The sequence below is a fragment of the Hirschia baltica ATCC 49814 genome (assembly GCF_000023785.1).
In the GTDB taxonomy this organism is placed as follows: domain Bacteria; phylum Pseudomonadota; class Alphaproteobacteria; order Caulobacterales; family Hyphomonadaceae; genus Hirschia; species Hirschia baltica.
Map to the genome: position 1 here is coordinate 1,844,367 of NC_012982.1, position 21,428 is coordinate 1,865,794.

A 21,428-nucleotide genomic window follows, 5' to 3' on the forward strand; every position below is an offset into this window, starting at 1 on the left:
TTTTACTTTTTACGCGCGATATCTTTGTTGCGCTGATATAAAACCAGTAGACCGCGAATGGTTAGGTCTGGATCGAAATGATCAATGGTTGATGCTGCACCTTCAAAAAGAGATGCAACGCCTCCCGTAGCAACGGTTGTCATATTGGTTCCATACTCTTCTTTAATACGTGTGACTAGCCCATCTATGAGCGCCATATATCCCCAGAACACGCCTGATTGCATAGCACTGACAGTGTCAGTCCCAATAATTTTTCCGGATGCGGGAGGTTGTATAGCAACCCTTGGTAATTTTGCTGATGCATCATGCAGGGCACGCATGGATAAATTTATTCCGGGTGCAATAATGCCGCCTTCAAAACCACCATCAGCACCAACGATATCAAAAGTCGTCGCCGTTCCTGAATCTATAACAATCATCGGGCCGTCATACACCTCTAATGCACCCACCGCATTTACGAGACGGTCTGCCCCAACCTCAGATGGTTTGGGAATTTTAACGGCAACATCCATTTCGACATTTTCGCCAATAACAAATGGCTCTACATTCAAATAGCGACGTGCAAGGTTTCTCATATTGAACAAACCTTGAGGCACAACAGAAGAAATTATGCATGCATCAATATCTTCTATTTTCAATCCGCCCAAATGCATAAGCTGCGTCAACCATACAGCATAATCATCTGCTGTTTTTGTTGAGTCAGTTGCACTTCGCCATTGCGCGCGCCACTCTTTGCCATCGTGTATTGCAAAAAGTGTGTTTGTATTCCCCGTATCTACTGCAAGTAGCATTTTGATGTACCAATTGTTAAAATATGCGATATTTTGATGAGAGATTATCCAACCAAATTTACATCACCTGTTGTTACCAATTTGATTGTTCCATCTCCCATCTCCAGCATTAATGCGCCCGTTTCATTAATCCCACGCATAATACCAGTCATGGTTGATTGAGAGTCTTTTACTGAAATTGAATGATTATAACCTTCAGCATTGGCCAACCAATCTTGTCTTATAGGTTCAAAACCAAACTTTATAAGTGAATGCAAGCGGTTACCAAAGGTCACCTTTAGACTATCAAGGAAATTATCTGCATTCACAATCGCATTTGCCGATAAATCCTTCAAGCAAACCGTTGGTTGATCTATCTCTGGCGCTCTTAAAATATTAACGCCAACTCCCAATGCGACCCAGCTCAAATCTTTTGAGACCTGACCGGTTTCTATAAGAACACCTGAAAATTTGTGACGCTCACACCGAACATCATTGGGCCATTTTAGCTGTAATTTACTTGCTGGCACCCCCTCAAGAAGCGCTGCATCATAAATAGCTAAACCCGCCAGAAAGCTCAATTTTGATATTTGATCGAAGCTACCATCAAATGGAAACAATGCTGTTGCCGACAGATTTCCTTCAGGGGCTTGCCAAGGGCGACCTAGCCGCCCCTTGCCATTTATTTGTTTTCTAGCAGCAATCCAACACGGTCCAAACTCACCTGTTGATGCACGCCGTTTGGCTTCAGCATTTGTACTATCTAACTCGTCATACCATTGAACCGGCCACGCATGCGCCAGCGCAGATTCAATAAGTTTGGTCATTATCCAGCAGCCGCAGCAGTTCCTATAATTCCGGTCATCCATCCAATCCAGATAACGAGAACAGGGAAAGCTAGAATAGTCGCACCATAAATAGACACGGACACCATACCATCGGCAGGTTCCAGAGCTTCTTCGTCGGATGTTTTGGCCCACATAGCCCAGATGAGACGAAGATAATATCCAAGAGATACAACCGACCCAATAACACCCACAGCAACCAACCAATAGAGCTCTGATTTAAGAGCTGCTTCAAACACAACCCATTTGCCTAGGAAACCCGCCATTGGAGGAATACCTGCAACGGAAAACACAAGCACTGTCATTGCTACTGCTAAACCAGGACGAGATGTCGATAATCCATTCAGGTCTGAAATTTCTTCCACTTGTCCGTCCCGGCGACGCATAGCAAGCACTATCCCAAACATACCCAATGTCGTGATGACATAAATAGTCATGTATGTGAGAACAGATGCCGCACCATTCACCTCGCCAGCAGCAACCCCCATCAGAGCATAACCAACATTTGCGATAGAAGAATATGCAAGCAAGCGTTTAATGTTGTTTTGAGCAAGTCCGCCAAAAGCACCAACCAGCATTGAAATCGCAGAAACAATCGCAATAATCAGCATCCATGACTCTTCATACACACCAAATACGGTGAACATGATATTTGCCAACACTGCAACAGTTGCCAATTTTGGAGCTGTCGAGAAGAAGGTTACGACCGGTGTTGGAGCACCTTCATAAACATCTGGCGTCCAAACATGGAATGGAGCAGCGGATGCCTTGAAGGAAAGCGCCATCAAGATAAGTACAAGCCCGAATGTCAGCCCTATGCTTTGGTCTGCTGCCGCGATTTGTTCGAAACTTGCAAATCCCGTGTAACCATAAACCAAGGAACAACCAAAAAGCAGTAATCCAGATGCAAGTGCACCCAATACAAAATACTTCAAGCCAGCTTCAGCGGATCGACGACTATCTCTGTTAAACGCAGCTAACACATAGGAAGACAGAGAAAGTGTTTCTATCCCCATATAAAGCGTCATCAAATTATTGGCTGAAAGCATAACGCCCATACCGGCACTACCGAACATAACAAGTAGAGTATACTCAAACTTATTCATGTTCTCGCGATGCAAATATCCACCTGCAACGAGCAGAGCGATCGCACCAACACCATAAGATACAGCTTTGGCAATCGCGATAAATGGTGTGACTTTATAAAGCCCATTAAACGCTGTACTTGCATCTACCGCAGACTGGCTAGCAGCAAGAAATGCAGCACCAGCTAAAGCAAGAGCACCGAGCAATCTCGACAATCCATTGAAGGATTGTTTGAAAGTTGCACCGAGCAAAACACCTATAAGTGCGACCCCAATGAGCAACGCTTCAGGCGCTGCTATGGAAATGTCGTTTAGAATATCCATTTTACACCTCTACCTATTTGCTCATTAAACTTAGAATTTCGACAGCTGATGTTTCTGAAATGTCGAAGACCAATGATGGGAACACACCTAGAAGCAGTGTACCAATCGCAAGGATCGCCAATATGGCTCCTTCGATAAATGTGACATCATAGGCTATTTCTGGTTTCTCGAGTTCAGGGTTTTTAATAACGCCAAACACAGTCGCTCTAAACAATGTAAGCATGTAAACAGCCGACAAAATCATACCAATAGCTGCACCAGCAGCCGCCCAAGGGTTAGCTTTAAATCCACCCACCATAGACACGATTTCACCGATAAATCCTGATGTTCCCGGCAAACCAACATTCGCCATTGTAAAGAACATAAACAAGGCTGCATAAATCGGCATTCTATGAACGAGACCACCATATGCGGCGATATCTCGAGTGTGCAGACGATCATATACAACACCAACACACAAGAAGAGCGCGCTAGATATCAGACCGTGTGAAAACATCTGGAAAATCGCACCTTGGATACCTTCTTCATTGAAAGCAAATATACCAAGAGTCACAAGCCCCATGTGAGCGACGGAAGAATAAGCAATGAGCTTTTTCATATCTGTCTGACGGAATGCAACAAGCGACGCGTATATAACGGCAATAACAGACAACGTGAAAACCAATGGTTGGAAAAGCACTGATGCATCTGGGAACATCGGTAAAGAGAAGCGAAGCATCCCATAACCACCCATTTTCAAGAGCACACCAGCTAGAATAACAGATCCAGCTGTTGGTGCTTGCACGTGCGCGTCAGGTAACCAAGTATGCACTGGGAACATCGGTAACTTAACTGCAAATGAAGCAAAGAAAGCTAACCATAACCAAGTTTGCACTTCCGGTGCAAAGGCGTGTTGTTGCAACGTTGGAATATCTGTTGTTCCTACAGTTACGTATATGTAGATCAAAGCAGCCAACAGCGCTAACGATCCAAGCAATGTGTAGAGGAAGAATTTAAACGCAGCATACAAGCGATTTGCGCCACCCCAGATACCAATGATGATAAACATCGGTATCAATCCACCTTCAAAGAAGATGTAAAACAGCACGAGATCCATCGCACAGAAAACACCTAACATAAGCGTCTCTAGAACGAGGAAAGCAATCATATATTCTGCAAATCTAATCTTGATGTTATTCCAGCTAGCTAGAACACATATCGGCATCAAGAATGTTGTCAGCAAAATAAGCAGCATAGACATTCCATCTACGCCGAGCTTGTATGAAATCTGCCCAAACCAAGACACATCTTCAATGAGTTGATATCCTGGTGCAGAAGGGTTGAACTCAGACATTGCCCACAATGACAACACGAATGTTGCAAGTGTCACCACAAGTGCAGCGAGACGAACTGTTTCGCGAGATTGCTCTCCGACAGCTGCTCGCGTCAATAAAATGATCAACGCCCCGACGAGGGGTAAGAATGTGATCATTGAAAGGATGGGAAATGATGCCATCAGTTCGCTCCTGATTGGCCAGATAAGGCCACTGCACCAAACACCACTGCTGCTATGAGAATGATGAATGCGTAATGATAAAGGTAACCAGTGTGAAGACGAGAAAGTCCACCGGCACTAGCTTTTGTTAAGTTCGAAATTCCATTCGGTCCCAGTCCATCAATGATTTTCATATCAATGATTTTCCAGAAAAAGTCTCCCAAAGCTTTAGACCCCTTTACGAACACAAAGTCGTAAATCTCATCAAAATACCATTTGTTAGACAAGAATGCGTGCATTGGCCCTGAACGCTCACCCATTGATCTTGGAATGTGCGGCACAAATCCATAGAAGATTATTGCTAACACTAGACCAGACATCCAAGCACAGAATGGTGCCCATAGGACCCATGTTGGAGGGTGGATACCGTGATGACCGTCCCCATGGTCTGCGTCTGCAGCAGCGTGACCAGACGCCTCAGCATGATCATCACCGTGGTTTTCTTCACCATGAGAATTGGCCGCAACAACATGTTCTGTAACAGGAGCATGACCATCTTCACCGTCGTGTGACGTTTCCGCAATCTCTGCTTTATAGATAGAACTTCCCCAGAAGTCTTTGTTGACCTTAGTTAAGTCTCCAATAAACGCGCTGTAGAATACCACACCAGCTAAGACTGCTCCCCCTGCGAGTAGATAAAGAGGCATTCCCATTACAAGTGGCGCGTCATGAGCGTGATCGAAATCATGTTTATTCGCACGTGTTTTTCCGTGGAACGTCATGATCATGAGGCGCCATGAATAGAAACTTGTTAGGAGTGCTGCAACTATACCTGCCCAGAAAGCAAATTGTGCATACATACCGCCCGATAGGAATGCTTCTTCCAAGATAGCATCTTTAGAGAAGAACCCAGCAAAACCAATGTGTGTTCCCGGAATACCAACCCCAGTAATTGCCAATGTTCCAATCAACATCATCAACCAAGCAATTGGCATTTTGGCGCGCAGACCACCCATTTTGCGCATATCTTGTTCATCAGCCAATCCATGAATGACGGCACCAGCAGTCAAGAACAACATGGCTTTAAAGAATGCGTGTGTGAAAAGGTGGAACATTGCAGCATCATAAGCGCCCACACCTGCCGCAAAGAACATGTACCCAAGCTGAGAACAGGTTGAATACGCAATAACGCGTTTGATATCATTCTGCATAAGCGCAACGGTCGCTGCAAAAATTGCAGTGGCTGCACCAATGAAAGTAATCATTGCCGACGCATATGTTGTGAATTCATATATCGGAGAACAAAGGACAACTAGAACAACACCAGCCGTCACCATTGTTGCAGCGTGGATCAAAGCGGAAACAGGTGTCGGCCCTTCCATCGCATCAGGCAACCAAACGTGAAGAAGCAGCTGAGCTGATTTACCCATTGCCCCAATAAAGAGAAGCACACCAATAATTTCCATCGCAGGAGCAGTTACGCCTAGAACAGAGATAACCACATCTTGAGCGTGACCTGCTTCACCAAATGCAAATGGAGTAACTGTTGCGTTTGTTTTTATGGCTTCAAAAACAGGTGCGAATTCAACGGTTCCAAACACCAAGAATACAGTCATAATCCCCAAAGCGAACCCAACATCACCAACACGGTTTGTAACAAAAGCTTTTATTGACGCAGCATTTGCTGAAGGCTTGTGATACCAAAACCCGATCAAAAGATATGAAGCCAGTCCCACACCTTCCCAACCAAAGAATAGTTGGAGAAAATTGTCGGCTGTAATCAACATCAGCATCATGAAGGTGAACAATGATAGATATGTGAAGAAACGAGCGCGGCCCATATCGTGGGACATATATCCCCATGAATATATGTGAACCAGCGAGGATACGCTTGTTACAACAAACATCATCACAATCGACATTGTGTCGATACGAATAGCCCAATTAGCCTGCATCGCACCCACATCAATCCAACGTGCAATCAACACTGATTGAGTATCAGCAACACCTGAACTCGCAGCAAAAAACTGCGCGAAGAACAATGATGCCGCACATAGTGCAGCCATCACAACTAAGCCAGTTGTGACTATCATCGCTAATTTATCGAGTTTTGCTCGATTTGCAGGAATAGATGCGTGACCGTGATGATCATCATGATCGTCATGCCCGTGCGCACCATCATCTGCGGTTGCTAATTTCGTGAAAGCGTCATTGAGAGGCGTGAATAAATTCACGGCTCCACCAATAATCGCACCAATAAGTGGTGCAAAAACAACAACTACTGCAGCAAATGTTTGCCAGCTCATGCCCCGGTCTCCTTACCCGCTCAACCGCGCATCATGTTCACGTCATCCACGGCAATTTGGCCGCGGTTACGGAAGTAAACAACGAGGATAGCCAAACCTACGGCGGCCTCCGCTGCTGCAACCGTCAAGACGAGCATGGCGAATACCTGACCAGTGATAGTTCCGTTAAAAACAGAAAACGCTGCCAGATTTATGTTAACAGACAACAGGATGAGTTCGATTGCCATCAAGATGACAATGATATTCTTCCGGTTTACGAATATCCCAAAAACACCAATGGTGAATAGAGCTGCCGATAAGGCCAGAAAGTGTCCTAATGTTAGGTCCATTTGAGCCTCCTACTAATCCTGTTCAGGGTGAACATTAATACCCTGACCTGGATTGACTTTAATTAGTTCTACCGCTTCTTCGCGACGACGTGCTGTTTGCTCTTCTACTTTCTGGCGTTTCACATCAGGTCTATGACGCAAAGTCAGAACAATCGCTCCAATCATCGCAACCAGAAGGACAATCCCTGCCATTTGAAAGAGAAGTAAATAATCTGTGTACAAGACATTTGAGAGCGCTTCTGCATTCGTATCAGCGCCTGGTGAAGGATCGAAATTACGCCCTTCAACAGAGTTTGCAGACGCTGCAACAACTCCGATTTCTGCGAGCAGTGCTAGTGCAACCAATCCACCAACGACAAAATAATCTGCAAAGCCTTTTCGCATTTCAGCAAAATCGACGTCCAACATCATAACAACGAACAAGAACAGAACTGCCACCGCCCCGACATAGACAACGATGAGTAGCATAGCCAGGAATTCAGCACCGATCAGAACAAGCAAACCTGCCGCCGTAAAAAACGATAGGATCAACCACAATACTGAATGAACAGGATTGCGTGATGCAATGACAGATATAGCCGAAATGAGAACGACTGTTGAGAGTATATAAAAAGCGATCAGCTGCACGCGCCCGCCTCGTCTTTCTTCTTGCTTCAGCAACTAATATCAGTTGCCAATCAGCTAGTTGCCTAGCGGTTCATAGTTTCACTCACACCTAACGGTAACGAGCATCCAGTTCTAAATTCTTAGCGATCTGTCTTTCCCAACGGTCACCGTTAGAAAGCAAACGATCCTTGTCGTAAAACAATTCTTCTCGAGTTTCTGTGGAGAACTCAAAATTAGGTCCCTCCACAATTGCATCAACGGGACAAGCCTCTTGGCAAAATCCACAATAGATACATTTCGTCATATCAATATCGTAACGAGTCGTCCTACGTGATCCATCAGAACGCGGCTCAGCTTCAATAGTAATCGCTTGAGCAGGGCACACCGCTTCACATAATTTACATGCAATACAACGCTCTTCACCATTAGCGTAACGACGCAATGCATGTTCACCACGAAAACGCGGACTCAACGGTCCTTTTTCAAATGGATAATTCACCGTTGCTTTTCGCGTAAACATATAGCGAAGAGCGAGTCCAAGAGCTGACACGATATCAGAAAGCATTGCGCCTTTAATAGCTTGGGATATTCGAGACATTGAAATCTATCCTTTCTGAACTACGCGACTGCGCCGTTTTTAACGAAAACCACGTAAGCAGAAACTGCGATTACGGCGATAAGTGATGTTGGGAGGAATATTTTCCAACCAAGGCGCATCAACTGGTCATATCTGTAGCGTGGAACAATTGCCCGAACGATAGCAAATAGGAAAAACAAGAATGTGATTTTGACCATAAATGCAATGCAGTAAATGCCGCTAGACAGCCAAGAAGGCATTGCATCAGGTAAAGACAAAAATGGCAAATGCCATCCACCCAAAAACAGAACAGTCATCAACGCGCACATCAACACGATAGCTACCTGCTCAGCGAGGTAATAAAGCAAAAATGGTGTCGAGGAATATTCAACCTGATACCCAGCCACCAATTCTGACTCAGCTTCTGGAAGATCAAATGGAGCACGGTTGGTTTCCGCAAGTGCGGATACAAAGAAGATCACAAACATTGGGAACATAATCACCAACATTGGAAGATGACCTCCTCCAAAGATGTTCCAGTTCCAGAAACCACCTGATTGAGCTGCGACGATAGTGGAAAGATTCATTGAACCAGCCAACATCAACACTGTGACAATCACAAATCCTATAGACACTTCATAAGAAACCATCTGAGCGGCTGATCGAAGTGCACCAAGAAATGGATATTTCGAGTTAGACGCCCACCCGCCCATGATGATCCCATAAACACCAAGAGATGACATGGCGAACAGATAGATCACTCCAACATTTAGGTCAGCATTCACCCAACCCGGCGCAACAGGAATAACGGCCCAAGCCATCAAAGCTGTTACAGTTGAAATAATAGGCGCGAGAATAAAGACAGTTTTGTTCGCACCGGCAGGAATAATAATTTCTTTTAAAAGAAACTTTCCAAAATCAGCAAACGACTGAAGCAAACCAAAAGGACCAACTACGTTTGGACCTTTTCTCAGCATAGACGCGGCAAGCACTTTGCGGTCCATCCACAAAAGCATCGCAATTGCCAGCAGCAATACGACCATAAATGCCAAAACTTGCGCTGCGGCCAATGCCACCGCTAACCAAGGATTGTTATTCGTCCATTGCAGAAAGAGTTCCATATTCTTTTCCTATTCTGCAGCTGTTGCAACTGATTGCGCAGCAAGCTCGGCACATTCGGCCATGGTTTTAGACGCCCGTGCGATAGAGTTTGTCAGGTGAAATGCGCCAATAGCAGCGGCAAAACTTGCATCGGCAACTTCTCCAGCTTTACCGTAAGGCGGCGCAACACTTTCTTCTGTCGTAAGGGGGGCATAATCCATCCCTTTGAAAACTGGCAACGTCTCGTTCAAATCAGCGCGGAGTGCTGTCAGGCTATCATAAGGCAATGGTTTATCTAATTTTGCAGACAACGCGCGGAAGATTGACCAATCCTCACGTGATTCACCTTTAAGACCAACAGCTCTCTGAGTGCGCTGAACACGTCCTTCAGTGTTTACATAAGTTGCAGATTTTTCAGTGTAGGTAGCAGACGGCAAGATGACATCTGCACGATGCGCACCTTCATCACCATGCGTGCCGACATAAACTACGAATGTCTTGCCAAATGAATCCCCAACGATTTCGTCAGCACCGAGTGAAATAATCGTTTCAATACTGCCATCTTGAGCACCCGCTAAAATACCAGCGAGATCCAATCCGCCATCTATTGGCAAGAAACCAAGATCTAGACCACCAACACGAGCAGCGGCATTGTGAAGAACATTAAAGCCATTCCAAGCAGGTTCGTTTTCTGTCTTCGCTGTAAAGCAACCAACATCCGCTGCGAGTTGAGATGCCAAAGCTAATACAGCAGAACCATCTTCTCTAGCTAGCGCGCTTTGTCCAACAATAATCATTGGGCGCTTCGCTGCCTTCAAGGCTTCAAACACGCCGTCGCCAGACTTAATTCCTTTGAGTGTCTCTGATCCATTACCCAAATGAGTGTATTCATAGGAGAGATCAACAGCTTCACCGATTAAGGCAACCGGCATATCACGGTGTAACCAGTTTTTGCGTATTCTTGCGTTTAGAACCGCAGCTTCTTTGCGAGGGTTTGCACCAATAATTAATACGGCATCAGCCTCATCAATCCCCATAATGGAAGAATTGAAAAGATAACTTTCACGCGGCAGTTTGTTGCCCTCATTATCAAGCGCCAATTTAGCACCATCTTGACGACAATCAGTTGATTTCACACCGATTGATCGCAGCAAATCAAGAGCAGCTTTCATACCTTCAACACAGGCTAGATCGCCAGCAATTGCAGCAATCTTAGACGCGTCACCTTTAAGCTTGCTTGCGACAACCTCTAAAGCTTCATCCCAAGAGGCTGGAGCCAGCTTACCATTTTTACGGATATAAGGCTTATCTAAGCGTTGACGCCCAAGACCATCAATCGCGAAACGTGTCTTATCAGAAATCCACTCTTCATTGATTTCTTCATTTATACGCGGCATGACGCGCAAAACAGCAGAACCACGTGCATCGACACGAATAGCTGCTCCCATTGCATCCATAACATCTATTGATTCTGTCTTACGCAATTCCCATGGACGTGCGTTGAAAGAATAAGGTTTAGACGTCAGCGCGCCGACTGGACAAAGATCAATAACGTTACCTGACAGCTCCGACTCAAGCGACGCCTCTAGGTAAGTCGTGATTTGTGCGTCTTCACCACGGCTGATAAGACCAATTTCTTCAACTCCAGCAACCTCAGCAGCAAAACGTACACACCGCGTACATTGTATACACCGCGTCATCACCGTACTAACCAACGGTCCCATATATTTGTCGTCAACAGCTCGTTTGGGCTCTTGATAGCGACTTGCCGCACGACCAAAACCCATCGCCTGATCTTGCAGATCACATTCCCCACCTTGATCGCAAATTGGACAATCGAGAGGGTGGTTGATCAACAAAAATTCCATCACACCGTTACGCGCCTTTATTGCACGCTCAGATTTTGTAGAAATTTTAGGCGGCGAACCGTCGCGATCAGGACGCATATCACCCACAGCCTGAGCACATGAAGCGATCGGCTTAGGTGCCCCCACCCAATCAACCAAACACATCCGGCAATTACCAGCTATGGAAAGACGTTCATGGTAACAAAAACGGGGAATTTCCGCACCCGCTTCCTCACAAGCTTGAAGAAGTGAATAATTACGCGGAACTTCGACTTCTACGCCGTCGACAACAACTTTAGCAGTATCAGACATTCAAACTACTCCGCTGCTGCAATGTTAGCGCCCGGCACATGCGGACGACCAATACGATAACTGGAAATACGTTCTTCAATTTCGGAACGGAAATGGCGAATAAGCCCTTGGACTGGCCAAGCTGCCGCATCTCCTAGCGCACAAATAGTGTGACCTTCTATCTGGTAAGAAACATCTAGAAGCATATCTATCTCTGAAGCTTCAGCTTCACCTTTCACCATCCGAGTCAAAACACGCCACATCCAGCCTGTTCCTTCACGACAAGGCGTACATTGTCCACAGCTCTCGTGCTTATAAAAGTAAGCCAAGCGAGCAATTGCACGAACAACATCTGTTGACTGATCCATCACGATTACAGCCGCTGTCCCCAGACCAGATTGCACTTCACGCAGCGCATCAAAATCCATCAAGACGTCATCACATATATCTTTGGGAATCATAGGCACAGATGAACCACCTGGGATAACCGCTTTAAGGTTTTCCCAGCCGCCACGAACGCCGCCACAATGTGTTTCTAGCAATGTCTTTAAAGGAATAGACATTTCTTCTTCAACATTACATGGACGGTTTACATGACCTGAAATCGCAAACACTTTTGTACCAGCGTTATTGTCACGTCCGAACTTTTTAAACCATCCAGCACCGCGACGTAAAATAGTCGGAGCAACTGCAATAGATTCAACATTATTCACCGTGGTTGGCGCACCATAAAGCCCAGCATTTGCTGGGAATGGTGGCTTCAAACGAGGCTGCCCTTTTTTACCTTCAAGGCTTTCTAGCAATGCTGTTTCTTCACCACAAATATACGCACCAGCACCATGATGAACATGTAGATCGAAATCCCAACCAGACCCGCACGCATTCTTACCAATCAATCCAGCTTTATAGGCCTCATTAATTGCTTGTTGCAGACGTTCTCGCTCGAAAATATACTCACCGCGTAAATAGATATAACACGTATTTGCCCGCATTGCGTATGAAGCAATCAGACACCCTTCAATCAAAAGATGAGGGTCGTGACGCATGATATCACGGTCTTTACATGTACCTGGCTCAGATTCATCAGCATTGACAACTAGATAGTGCGGGCGGTCTTTCACTTCTTTAGGCATGAAAGTCCATTTCAGGCCTGTTGGAAATCCAGCTCCGCCACGCCCTCGAAGACCTGAGTCTTTTATTTGATCGCAAATCCACTCAGGACCAAATTGCATAAGCTCTTTAGTTGAATTCCATGCGCCGCGTTGCTTCGCCCCTTCAAGGGACCAGTCATGATGACCATACAGGTTTGTAAAAATGCGATCTTTATCGAGCAGCATTACTTTTGCCCCTTGTTTGCGCGCACGTAAGTAATAATGGCAGGAATGGAAAATCCAGTTCCTGCTACTACGCCTATAGCGAGCCATATAATTTTATCAGTTGAAAGCCATGCAGCGACACCAGCACCAATGCACAGAGTTTCGAGCAGTGCTGGAACCAGCAATGCTTTTATCTGTGATTTTTGGTCTTGGTTGTTCATATTCGCCTTAGTCTTTCTTTGGTTTAGTTTCAGCTTTACGTTTTGAGAAATCAGTCTCGCCACCAGCCGCTAACAATCTTGATTGAGAAATCCACTCTTCGCGATCAACTCGGCCTTTGAAGCTTAAAAACGCATCTATCCATGCGACATTTTCTCTGTTCCAATCGGCAATTTGAGAAAAATGAAACACACCCAGTGAATTTAAAGTCTCTTCAATTTTGGGTCCGACACCTGAAATACGCTTTAAGTCATCTTTCACACCGTCATTTGGCGCGTCCAATGAAACAGGACGATTCACGTCTTCCAATGTCGGCTTAGCTGTTTCTTCACCTGAAGCCGTAGTTTCACTGTCGTCAGTCTCTTCTGATTTTTCATCAGCAACCAATTCGACTTTAACTTCTTCTTTTACTTCAGTAATTTCTTGCTCGGCCTCAACTTCAACGACCGCTTCTACAGGCGCACCAGGAATAACCGTAAGAGGCTTGGCCATGGAACCATCATAAAGGGTTTCGTCTAACAAAGAAGTAAGTCCACCTTCAGGCGCACTGTTCTTGCGGTCTGCTCGTGTGCCTGGCGCAGGATTTTTCCCAGCAACAAAATCATCAAGAAGAGACGTCATACTCGCTTCGTCTAAGTCTTCATAATAATAGTCGTTGATCTGTGCCATTGGTGCATTCACACATGCTCCTAAGCATTCAACTTCTTCCCAAGACAACTTTCCATTAGCACCGACATGACCTTTTTCACCGATCTTAGATTTGCATACTTTCATCAAATCATCTGATCCGCGTAACATGCACGGCGTTGTCCCACACACTTGTATGTGAAATTCACCAACAGGCTGCATACGAAACATTGTGTAAAAAGTCGCAACTTCGTAAACGCGAATATATGCCATTCCCAAACGGTCAGCGACTTCTCTCATAGCAGGTTCTGACAACCAGCCTTTATTATCCTTTTGGGCCATCCACAACATTGGGATAACAGCGGAACGTTTACGTTCTTCCGGATATTTAGATAACCAGAATGCTATTTTTTCTTCTGTCTCAGCTTTAAAAGCAAAGCTTTCTCCGCCTGCCTCAATGTCAAATCGACGAATACTACTCATTATCTAACTCGCTTTGACGTATTCAACGCGTGTGATGCGCGCATTTTTTATCGTGTAAATACAACCGACCAGAAAATTAGCATCGCCATTTCCACGGCTCACATCTTCATGATCAATAACAGTTTCACCTAAAACAATTCTGTGGACCAAGTTAGCTGTATTGTTTGGAAATTCTGCAAATATTTTAACATGACGCTGTTTCCAAGCTTCAATACCTTGGCAGATCACATCTCCTAGATACCCTGCTGCGAATACATCTTCAGAAAAATATTCACAAAATTTCTCAACGTCTTGAGCATTATATGCCTCAAGCTGCGCTTGTACGATCTGTTCCGGCGTTAGGTCTGCACTCATCGGTCTATTTCTCCGAATACAATATCCAGAGAACCTAGAATTGCAGATGCATCCGCCAATTGATGCCCCTTACAAAGGTGATCCATAGCTTGCAAATGCGCATAGCCCGGTGCTTTAATTTTTGCGCGATAAGGACGATTACTTCCATCCGAAACAAGATACACGCCAAACTCACCTTTAGGCGCTTCTACAGTCGCATAAACTTCGCCTTCAGGCACATGAAAGCCCTCAGTGTAAAGCTTGAAATGGTGGATCAACGCTTCCATTGATGCCTTCATTTCACCACGACGAGGAGGCGCATATTTTGAACGTTCAGGCAGAACCGGACCAATTGGAATCATATCGATACATTGTTTAATGATCTTAATGGACTCACGCATCTCATCCATGCGGCAGATATAGCGGTCATAACAATCGCCATGTTTTCCAACGGGAATTCCAAAATCCAATTCAGAATAGATTTCATACGGCTGGGATCTTCTTAAATCCCAAGCCATGCCTGAACCACGCACCATCACTCCGGAGAATCCCCAGTCTAATGCTGTTTGCGTGGACACCTGACCTATGTTCACATTCCGCTGTTTGAAAATACGACTTTCCGTCAAAAGCCCTTCAATATCATCAAGTACTTTAAGGAATGGGTCACAGAAATCATAGATATCTTCCAACAATTCCGGTGGCACATCTTGATGAACACCACCTGGACGGAAATATGCAGCGTGCATACGACTTCCAGATGCACGCTCATAAAATACCATCAATTTTTCGCGCTCTTCAAATCCCCAAGTGATCGGTGTCAAAGCACCCACATCCATCGCCTGAGTGGTTACATTCAACAAGTGAGATTGAAGACGACCAATTTCAGAATACAAGACCCGAATAAATGAAGCACGACGCGGCACTGTAATACCTGCAAGCTTCTCGATAGCGAGGCACCATGCATGCTCTTGGTTCATTGGCGCACAATAATCTAACCGATCAAAATACGGCATCGCCTGAAGGTAAGTCTTGTATTCGATTAATTTCTCAGTCCCACGGTGCAAAAGACCAATGTGAGAATCAACACGTTCTACAATTTCTCCATCCAGCTCCAACACCATTCTAAGCACACCATGTGCCGCTGGATGTTGAGGGCCAAAGTTTATTGTAAACTTACGGCTGTCTGGGTCGTGTGATGATGAAGTTCCGTCAGCCATAATCTAAGCCTCTTCCCCATCTGCTTTTTCATCACCCGGCAGCACGCTTTGCATACCTTCCCACGGTGACATAAAATCAAAATTTCTATATTCTTGAACAAGTTTGACAGGCTGATAAACAACGCGTTTTTCAACTTCGTCATACCGCACTTCGACATGTCCAGTTAGCGGGAAATCTTTCCGCAAAGGATGTCCCTCAAAACCATAATCCGTTAATATACGGCGCAAATCTGGGTGTCCGGAGAACAATACACCATACATGTCGAATGCTTCACGTTCATTCCAATTTGCACAAGGGAACAGTTCCACAAGGCTTGGCACAGGGCTTTCCTCATCCGTTGAAACCTTCACACGAATGCGTTGGTTCAAACTCATGGAAAGCATGTGATACACAACCTCAAAACGCTCAGCACGCTCTGGGTAATCAACCGCGCAAAGATCAGTCAAAGTCTCAAAACGACACTGAGAATCACTTCGCAAAAAACGCATAAGTGACATAATCTGATCACGCACAGCATAAACGACTAATTCATCATTCACCACAGCGCATGATTTTACAGAATGTGGTTGCTCTGTTTCAATATGGCTAACCAACTCATCGAGAGTTTCACCGTTGATGTAGGACAAGCTCATCGGTCGATAGTCCCCTCGCGTCGAATTTTCTTTTGAAGCTGCAAAAGACCGTACATCAAAGCTTCTGCAGTTGGTGGACAACCAGGAACATACACATCAACCGGCACAATGCGGTCACATCCGCGAACAACAGAATAAGAATAATGGTAATATCCTCCACCATTCGCACATGAGCCCATAGAGATCACATAACGTGGCTCTGCCATTTGGTCGTACACTTTTCGCATGGCCGGTGCCATTTTGTTTGTAAGCGTACCAGCAACGATCATCAGATCAGATTGGCGCGGTGTACCGCGCGGAGCCATACCAAAACGCTCCATATCATAACGAGGGTTGGCGGCATGCATCATTTCGACGGCACAACACGCCAAACCGAAACTCATAAACATTAGTGATCCGGTGCGCGCCCAAGAGATTGCATCATCGAGCTTCGCAACAACAAAACCTTTATCGGCTAATTCATCAGAAACGCCCGCAAAGAAAGGGTCATCGCCTCTTATCTTAGCACTAGCATCCGAAGCTGACTGGGCGCTATTTACTGTTGGAGTAGACATCTTATTCATTTTATTCCCACTCCAATGCGCCAGAACTCCACTCATATATGAAGCCAATCGTCAAAACGCCTAAAAACACCATCATAGACCAGAAGGCAGCGATATTTCCTGCATCGACCTGAAAAATCCAAGGAAACAAGAATGCGACTTCTAAATCAAAAATGATGAACAAAATTGCCACGAGATAAAAACGAATATCAAATTTCATCCGCGCATCATCGAACGGGTTGAAACCACATTCGTATGCTGAGTTTTTTTCTGGGTCCGGATTATTTGGCGACAACACAGCTGAAGCAACGAGAAAGGCCAAACAAAGAGCAAGGCCAAGCGCGAAGAAAATAACAACTGGTAAATAATTTAGAACAAGTGATTGAACGTCTTGCATTACGTATTCCTAGCAGTTTGCGGATCGGCCTAAGACGCTTTGGCATTACATGCAAGGGACCTAAAGCCCAACATTTTCGTTCTTGTCAAAAATGAAGCACTCATATGGCAATATTGCCGCACATAGTCATAGCGTCAGCTGGCGATTAGCGTTCATGGCTTTAGCAAAGGTTACCTTACTCGAAAAGCACCTTAATTATAATTTATCAAAAACACTCACAGAGAATTCATTGGCCTAATTACAGTAAGGGAAACTAGCCTTTCTCATAAGAAAGATTAGCCAGTTGAAAACTGTAGATTTTTGACGCTAGTTGATAACGATTTTCAATTCCAAGGTTTCAAACAATTCTCAATTAATTTTTTCGCTAAAGCTCAGAATTTATTTGATTTTGAACGTTCACTCCCATTTTTTAGCCGTTCAAACTAGAATCACAACTAACGAGACAAGATGCGTCAAAATGACCAGATAAAAATATCGAATTTTGCTTCAAATTGAAGCCCTACAAGGAATTTAGCCTTTCGCCCTCATCAATCGCGCCTTTTGTTTATCCCAGTCACGCTTTTTCTCCACATCGCGTTTATCATGATTTTTGCGCCCCTTGGCCAACCCCAATAATAGCTTTGCGATACCGCGTTCATTGAAATACAATTTCAGAGGGACGATTGTCATACCGTCTCTTGTTATCCCTTGCATCAACTTCGCAAGCTCTTTCTTTTTCAGCAACAGCTTCCGCATACGAAGCGGCTCGTGATTGAAACGCGAAGCAGGTGGGTAAATTGGAATCGTCGCGTTCACCAATACCAGTTCGCCCTGCTCATCCCTCGCATAACTCTCCGATATATTTGCCCGCCCCAAACGGAGGGATTTCACTTCCGTCCCAACCAATGCAATGCCGGCTTCTAATGTATCAACAACTTCATAATTTCGGCGAGACTGACGGTTTTCTGCAACCAGACCGCCCCCATCCTGTTTTTTCTTTTTTGCCATTATAACCTTCTAGGACAGTAGACCAGCTTCACGCATGGCTGACCTTATATCTTCCTTCACCTGTTCTGATTGAATTTCAAGAATAGGACTTCTAACTTCTGGATCACACAAACCTAGTTCAGCCATTGCAAATTTAACAGGGGCAGGACTTGGTTCAAAGAACATCGCACGATGTAGTTTCTGTAGCGTTGCGTTAATTTCACGTGCTTTTATATAATCTCCCGCCATTATTGCATTTTGCAAATCAGCACATGCTTTGGGTGCTAGGTTGGCGGTTACTGAAATACATCCAACTCCGCCCAACGCATTAAAACCGATTGCGCTGGGATCATCTCCACTTAACAGAATAAATTCATCTTCACACACATTCGCATGCCACGCCACACGCCCCAAATCCCCTGTGGCATCTTTTAATGCAACAATATTGGGATGCTTAGATAACTCACCTAAAGTTTCAGGTTCCAAATCAGACACTGTTCGCGCAGGAACATTATAAAGGACTAATGAAAGCTCAACTGCATCAGCAATTGCTAAAAAATGAGCGCGCAACCCTGGTTGTGATGGTCGGTTATAATATGGACACACTGTTAGCGCAGCATGTGCGCCAACAGCTTTCGCATGAGCAACAAGACCTATTGCTTCTTGCGTTGAATTGGAGCCAGCACCAGCTATGACAGGAATTCGACCTGCTACAATTTCTACACATAATTCTACGACGCGACGATGCTCGTCATGTGATAAAGTCGCACTTTCCCCAGTCGTTCCACACGGTACAACGGCATGGCTTCCAGCGTCGATTTGTCGAATCACCAATTTTTCAAAAGCTTGTTCATCAACCTTCCCATTGCGAAAAGGTGTAATAAGAGCTGGGATTGACCCTTTAAACATGGTGTCCTCCAATACGAGTAGACATTTTAGATATTTATTTAAAACGCTCACTGACCGTTCACGTTTATCGATTACTAAGGTGGTTATTCGCGCCACAATCAGGTTTTGCAAGTCATGAAACGAATTCTTTGCCTCGCTCTTATTCTATTTTCCGTCGGCACGTCGATGGCAAATGCGATTCCTTCTGCTCCATCTCTAAAACCTGTGGAAGAAATTCGCTCCAAAATAGTAGAGAAAAATGTCTACAAAGACCTGACAGGAGCGCTAGATGCAGCTGATTTAGGCAATTGGACTATTGTCAGAAATATCCAGAAAAAAACTACCGACCTTACTGTAAGTGATTTGCTGTTATGGAAATTAACGACAAATTCCTCTGCAAACCCGACATTTGACGAACTTGAATTGGCATTAGAACGCTTATCCGACTGGCCCAAAACGATTGAAATGAAAAAACAGGCCGAAAGCATTCTAAGTTATTCCGGTTTTAGTGACACACAATTGTCAGCATGGTTCAAACTTCACCCTCCTGTCACCGGCACAGGAAAGCTAACCTATGCACGCCTTCTCAAACGAAAATCGAACTCAAAACAAGCTTTAGCCACTATAAAAAATATCTGGTGGCATCATTCACTTTCGCGTTCAGATGAACGTCAAATCTTGTTAGAGTTTGGCAAAGACTTAACACAAGAAGACCACTCAAAACGTGTCGATATGCTTTTGTGGGGCAATCAACGCAGTAGTGCGAAAAACCTTATCAATAGACTTTCATCTTCGGAAAAAAAACTAATTCAGGCAAGAATTGGATTAATGGAGGGACTTCGCGGTGTCGATTCCCTCATCAACGCCGTACCAAAGAACAATCAATCTGATCCTGGCCTCTTATATGAACGCGCAAGATGGAGACGTAAGCGCTTAAACAATTATGATGGTGCAATAGAAGCCATACTAGAAATTGACCCATTCCTCACCTCAATAACTGGTCGGGAAAAGATATGGTATGAACGCCGCCTCCTTCTGAGGACATTGATCAAAGAAAAACGTTGGGATGAGGCTTATAAAATGGCCGCTCATCACGGCTTGGCAGAAGGCACAGGCTTTGCCGAAGCTGAATTTAATGCCGGCTGGGTCGCCTTAAAATACCTAAATAAGCCCGAAGTCGCATACGAACATTTCGACACCCTCTCAAAAGGGGTCGGTTCACCCATTAGTTTGGCGCGAGGTTTATTTTGGCGAGGCGAAGCTTTGACCGCTCAAAATAAGACAACTGAGGCAATCCAAAGTTATGAGCAAGCCGCCCACTACAATTTTGTGTTTTATGGTCAGATGGCAGCTCAAAGACTAAAGGACGCCGGAAAAAGTGACGCCCAGTTAACGCTAGCCTTGCCAGAATCTGCAACAACTGAACAAAGAACATTATTTGAGTCTAAGCCCGTCATCAAAGCCGCAATGTTAATGGCTGAGTCGGGACGACTTCAATCATTTGAGCGTTTTTCTTTTTTCGTAGACGATACCCTCACCACACCTCAAGAACATGAGATGTTATCAGACCTTGCAGTGCATTATCTCGAACCAAGAGCTGGAATTAGAAATGGTAAAGCTGGTTTAGCAAATGGACATATCGCTCCTAATGCGGCTTTTCCTGTTATCAGTCTCCCAGATAGCCCAGGCTCAGGCATAGCAGAACCAGCTTTAGTGATGGCATTGTCTCGGCAAGAAAGTGAGTTAACACCAACTGCTATCAGCCATGCGAATGCGAGAGGAATGATGCAACTCCTGCCAGCAACAGGGCGGCAAACAGCCAGAAGTATCGGCCTGCCATTCCGCCAAAGCTGGCTAACTGATGATCCAATTTACAATTTGAAGGTCGGCAGAAGTTACCTTGATGATTTAATTGAAGATTTCAATGGATCCTATATTCTAGCATTAGCAGCCTATAATGCTGGACCAAGCCGCCCCAAACGCTGGATTGAAGAATATGGTGACCCAAGGAAAGACGAAATTGACCCAATAGATTTTATCGAAAGCATCCCTTTTTCTGAAACTAGAAATTATGTGCAACGAATATTGGAAAACACACAAGTCTATCGTCACAGATTGAGTGGCAACCCTACCGACATAAGTCTAATCAACGACCTAGCTAGAGGGGGTATCGCCAACTAGAATTCCTGTTTTATGTTCGCTCAACGATATAGTGACTGAATGTCACGCCCCTAGCGGGTCGATATGATTTA

The 21,428-nt window shown here is 44.8% G+C and carries 21 protein-coding genes; 1 reads left to right on the forward strand and 20 read right to left on the reverse strand.

Annotated features, from left to right (window positions below):
- Positions 1 to 2: 2 nt before the first annotated feature.
- The 20 genes from HBAL_RS08645 to dapA all read right to left on the reverse strand — a co-directional run bounded on the left by HBAL_RS08645 (position 3) and on the right by dapA (position 19,197).
- Positions 3 to 791, reverse strand: a complete 789-nt coding sequence (locus HBAL_RS08645) for a type III pantothenate kinase (protein WP_015827563.1) — start codon at positions 789 to 791, stop codon at positions 3 to 5.
- A 44-nt stretch (positions 792 to 835) separates the two neighbouring features.
- On the reverse strand, positions 836 to 1,597 hold the full coding sequence (locus HBAL_RS08650) for a biotin--[acetyl-CoA-carboxylase] ligase (protein WP_015827564.1): 762 nt from the start codon (positions 1,595 to 1,597) through the stop codon (positions 836 to 838).
- Positions 1,597 to 3,024, reverse strand: coding sequence for an NADH-quinone oxidoreductase subunit N (locus HBAL_RS08655; RefSeq protein WP_015827565.1), 1,428 nt, complete (start codon positions 3,022 to 3,024; stop codon positions 1,597 to 1,599). The genes HBAL_RS08650 and HBAL_RS08655 overlap by 1 nt, the downstream gene beginning before the upstream one ends.
- Before the next feature lie 13 nt (positions 3,025 to 3,037).
- Positions 3,038 to 4,519, reverse strand: coding sequence for an NADH-quinone oxidoreductase subunit M (locus HBAL_RS08660; RefSeq protein WP_015827566.1), 1,482 nt, complete (start codon positions 4,517 to 4,519; stop codon positions 3,038 to 3,040).
- Entirely contained in the window at positions 4,519 to 6,804 is a 2,286-nt protein-coding gene (gene nuoL, locus HBAL_RS08665) for an NADH-quinone oxidoreductase subunit L (protein WP_015827567.1), read from the reverse strand. Before nuoL ends, HBAL_RS08660 begins: the two co-directional genes overlap by 1 nt.
- Before the next feature lie 20 nt (positions 6,805 to 6,824).
- The gene (nuoK, locus tag HBAL_RS08670; RefSeq protein WP_015827568.1) at positions 6,825 to 7,133 is read right to left on the reverse strand and encodes an NADH-quinone oxidoreductase subunit NuoK; all 309 of its coding nucleotides are present in this window, start codon (positions 7,131 to 7,133) and stop codon (positions 6,825 to 6,827) included.
- A 12-nt stretch (positions 7,134 to 7,145) separates the two neighbouring features.
- On the reverse strand, positions 7,146 to 7,760 hold the full coding sequence (locus HBAL_RS08675) for an NADH-quinone oxidoreductase subunit J (protein WP_015827569.1): 615 nt from the start codon (positions 7,758 to 7,760) through the stop codon (positions 7,146 to 7,148).
- A gap of 88 nt (positions 7,761 to 7,848) precedes the next feature.
- Positions 7,849 to 8,337 carry an NADH-quinone oxidoreductase subunit NuoI gene (nuoI, locus tag HBAL_RS08680; RefSeq protein WP_015827570.1) on the reverse strand — a complete coding sequence of 163 codons (489 nt, stop codon included), beginning with the start codon at positions 8,335 to 8,337 and terminating at the stop codon, positions 7,849 to 7,851.
- Positions 8,338 to 8,357: 20 nt separating this feature from the next.
- Positions 8,358 to 9,437, reverse strand: coding sequence for an NADH-quinone oxidoreductase subunit NuoH (nuoH, locus tag HBAL_RS08685; protein ID WP_015827571.1), 1,080 nt, complete (start codon positions 9,435 to 9,437; stop codon positions 8,358 to 8,360).
- A gap of 9 nt (positions 9,438 to 9,446) precedes the next feature.
- Positions 9,447 to 11,576 (reverse strand): NADH-quinone oxidoreductase subunit NuoG, encoded by a 2,130-nt coding sequence (nuoG, locus tag HBAL_RS08690; protein ID WP_015827572.1) that lies wholly within the window; start codon positions 11,574 to 11,576, stop codon positions 9,447 to 9,449.
- A gap of 5 nt (positions 11,577 to 11,581) precedes the next feature.
- The gene (nuoF, locus tag HBAL_RS08695) at positions 11,582 to 12,892 is read right to left on the reverse strand and encodes an NADH-quinone oxidoreductase subunit NuoF (protein WP_015827573.1); all 1,311 of its coding nucleotides are present in this window, start codon (positions 12,890 to 12,892) and stop codon (positions 11,582 to 11,584) included.
- Positions 12,892 to 13,092: a hypothetical protein gene (locus tag HBAL_RS08700; RefSeq protein WP_015827574.1), complete on the reverse strand. Its 201-nt coding sequence runs from the start codon at positions 13,090 to 13,092 to the stop codon at positions 12,892 to 12,894. The genes nuoF and HBAL_RS08700 overlap by 1 nt, the downstream gene beginning before the upstream one ends.
- A gap of 7 nt (positions 13,093 to 13,099) precedes the next feature.
- The gene (gene nuoE, locus HBAL_RS08705; protein WP_015827575.1) at positions 13,100 to 14,200 is read right to left on the reverse strand and encodes an NADH-quinone oxidoreductase subunit NuoE; all 1,101 of its coding nucleotides are present in this window, start codon (positions 14,198 to 14,200) and stop codon (positions 13,100 to 13,102) included.
- A gap of 3 nt (positions 14,201 to 14,203) precedes the next feature.
- Positions 14,204 to 14,554, reverse strand: coding sequence for a nuclear transport factor 2 family protein (locus HBAL_RS08710; protein ID WP_015827576.1), 351 nt, complete (start codon positions 14,552 to 14,554; stop codon positions 14,204 to 14,206).
- The gene (locus HBAL_RS08715) at positions 14,551 to 15,750 is read right to left on the reverse strand and encodes an NADH-quinone oxidoreductase subunit D (RefSeq protein WP_015827577.1); all 1,200 of its coding nucleotides are present in this window, start codon (positions 15,748 to 15,750) and stop codon (positions 14,551 to 14,553) included. Before HBAL_RS08715 ends, HBAL_RS08710 begins: the two co-directional genes overlap by 4 nt.
- 3 nt (positions 15,751 to 15,753) lie before the next feature.
- Positions 15,754 to 16,383 (reverse strand): NADH-quinone oxidoreductase subunit C, encoded by a 630-nt coding sequence (locus tag HBAL_RS08720; RefSeq protein ID WP_015827578.1) that lies wholly within the window; start codon positions 16,381 to 16,383, stop codon positions 15,754 to 15,756.
- Positions 16,380 to 16,937, reverse strand: coding sequence for a NuoB/complex I 20 kDa subunit family protein (locus HBAL_RS08725; RefSeq protein WP_049763201.1), 558 nt, complete (start codon positions 16,935 to 16,937; stop codon positions 16,380 to 16,382). Before HBAL_RS08725 ends, HBAL_RS08720 begins: the two co-directional genes overlap by 4 nt.
- A gap of 10 nt (positions 16,938 to 16,947) precedes the next feature.
- Complete coding sequence (locus HBAL_RS08730) at positions 16,948 to 17,322, reverse strand: NADH-quinone oxidoreductase subunit A (protein WP_015827580.1); 375 nt, start codon at positions 17,320 to 17,322, stop codon at positions 16,948 to 16,950.
- A 510-nt stretch (positions 17,323 to 17,832) separates the two neighbouring features.
- The gene (smpB, locus tag HBAL_RS08735) at positions 17,833 to 18,309 is read right to left on the reverse strand and encodes an SsrA-binding protein SmpB (RefSeq protein ID WP_015827581.1); all 477 of its coding nucleotides are present in this window, start codon (positions 18,307 to 18,309) and stop codon (positions 17,833 to 17,835) included.
- 9 nt (positions 18,310 to 18,318) lie between these two features.
- On the reverse strand, positions 18,319 to 19,197 hold the full coding sequence (gene dapA / locus HBAL_RS08740) for a 4-hydroxy-tetrahydrodipicolinate synthase (protein ID WP_015827582.1): 879 nt from the start codon (positions 19,195 to 19,197) through the stop codon (positions 18,319 to 18,321).
- 114 nt (positions 19,198 to 19,311) lie between these two features.
- Here dapA and HBAL_RS08745 point away from each other — a divergent pair, with 114 nt between their 5' ends.
- The gene (locus HBAL_RS08745; RefSeq protein ID WP_015827583.1) at positions 19,312 to 21,357 is read left to right on the forward strand and encodes a lytic transglycosylase domain-containing protein; all 2,046 of its coding nucleotides are present in this window, start codon (positions 19,312 to 19,314) and stop codon (positions 21,355 to 21,357) included.
- Positions 21,358 to 21,428 lie beyond the last annotated feature (71 nt).

What these genes read in the sequence shown, in the direction of transcription:
- HBAL_RS08645 (WP_015827563.1), bottom strand. Translation starts at nt 791, where the DNA reads ATGCTACTTGCAGTAGATACGGGGAATACAAACACACTTTTTGCAATA.
- HBAL_RS08650 (WP_015827564.1), bottom strand. Translation starts at nt 1,597, where the DNA reads ATGACCAAACTTATTGAATCTGCGCTGGCGCATGCGTGGCCGGTTCAA.
- HBAL_RS08655 (WP_015827565.1), bottom strand. Translation starts at nt 3,024, where the DNA reads ATGGATATTCTAAACGACATTTCCATAGCAGCGCCTGAAGCGTTGCTC.
- HBAL_RS08660 (WP_015827566.1), bottom strand. Translation starts at nt 4,519, where the DNA reads ATGGCATCATTTCCCATCCTTTCAATGATCACATTCTTACCCCTCGTC.
- nuoL (WP_015827567.1), bottom strand. Translation starts at nt 6,804, where the DNA reads ATGAGCTGGCAAACATTTGCTGCAGTAGTTGTTGTTTTTGCACCACTT.
- nuoK (WP_015827568.1), bottom strand. Translation starts at nt 7,133, where the DNA reads ATGGACCTAACATTAGGACACTTTCTGGCCTTATCGGCAGCTCTATTC.
- nuoI (WP_015827570.1), bottom strand. Translation starts at nt 8,337, where the DNA reads ATGTCTCGAATATCCCAAGCTATTAAAGGCGCAATGCTTTCTGATATC.
- nuoH (WP_015827571.1), bottom strand. Translation starts at nt 9,437, where the DNA reads ATGGAACTCTTTCTGCAATGGACGAATAACAATCCTTGGTTAGCGGTG.
- nuoG (WP_015827572.1), bottom strand. Translation starts at nt 11,576, where the DNA reads ATGTCTGATACTGCTAAAGTTGTTGTCGACGGCGTAGAAGTCGAAGTT.
- nuoF (WP_015827573.1), bottom strand. Translation starts at nt 12,892, where the DNA reads ATGCTGCTCGATAAAGATCGCATTTTTACAAACCTGTATGGTCATCAT.
- HBAL_RS08700 (WP_015827574.1), bottom strand. Translation starts at nt 13,092, where the DNA reads ATGAACAACCAAGACCAAAAATCACAGATAAAAGCATTGCTGGTTCCA.
- nuoE (WP_015827575.1), bottom strand. Translation starts at nt 14,200, where the DNA reads ATGAGTAGTATTCGTCGATTTGACATTGAGGCAGGCGGAGAAAGCTTT.
- HBAL_RS08710 (WP_015827576.1), bottom strand. Translation starts at nt 14,554, where the DNA reads ATGAGTGCAGACCTAACGCCGGAACAGATCGTACAAGCGCAGCTTGAG.
- HBAL_RS08715 (WP_015827577.1), bottom strand. Translation starts at nt 15,750, where the DNA reads ATGGCTGACGGAACTTCATCATCACACGACCCAGACAGCCGTAAGTTT.
- HBAL_RS08720 (WP_015827578.1), bottom strand. Translation starts at nt 16,383, where the DNA reads ATGAGCTTGTCCTACATCAACGGTGAAACTCTCGATGAGTTGGTTAGC.
- HBAL_RS08725 (WP_049763201.1), bottom strand. Translation starts at nt 16,937, where the DNA reads ATGTCTACTCCAACAGTAAATAGCGCCCAGTCAGCTTCGGATGCTAGT.
- HBAL_RS08730 (WP_015827580.1), bottom strand. Translation starts at nt 17,322, where the DNA reads ATGCAAGACGTTCAATCACTTGTTCTAAATTATTTACCAGTTGTTATT.
- smpB (WP_015827581.1), bottom strand. Translation starts at nt 18,309, where the DNA reads ATGGCAAAAAAGAAAAAACAGGATGGGGGCGGTCTGGTTGCAGAAAAC.
- dapA (WP_015827582.1), bottom strand. Translation starts at nt 19,197, where the DNA reads ATGTTTAAAGGGTCAATCCCAGCTCTTATTACACCTTTTCGCAATGGG.
- HBAL_RS08745 (WP_015827583.1), top strand. Translation starts at nt 19,312, where the DNA reads ATGAAACGAATTCTTTGCCTCGCTCTTATTCTATTTTCCGTCGGCACG.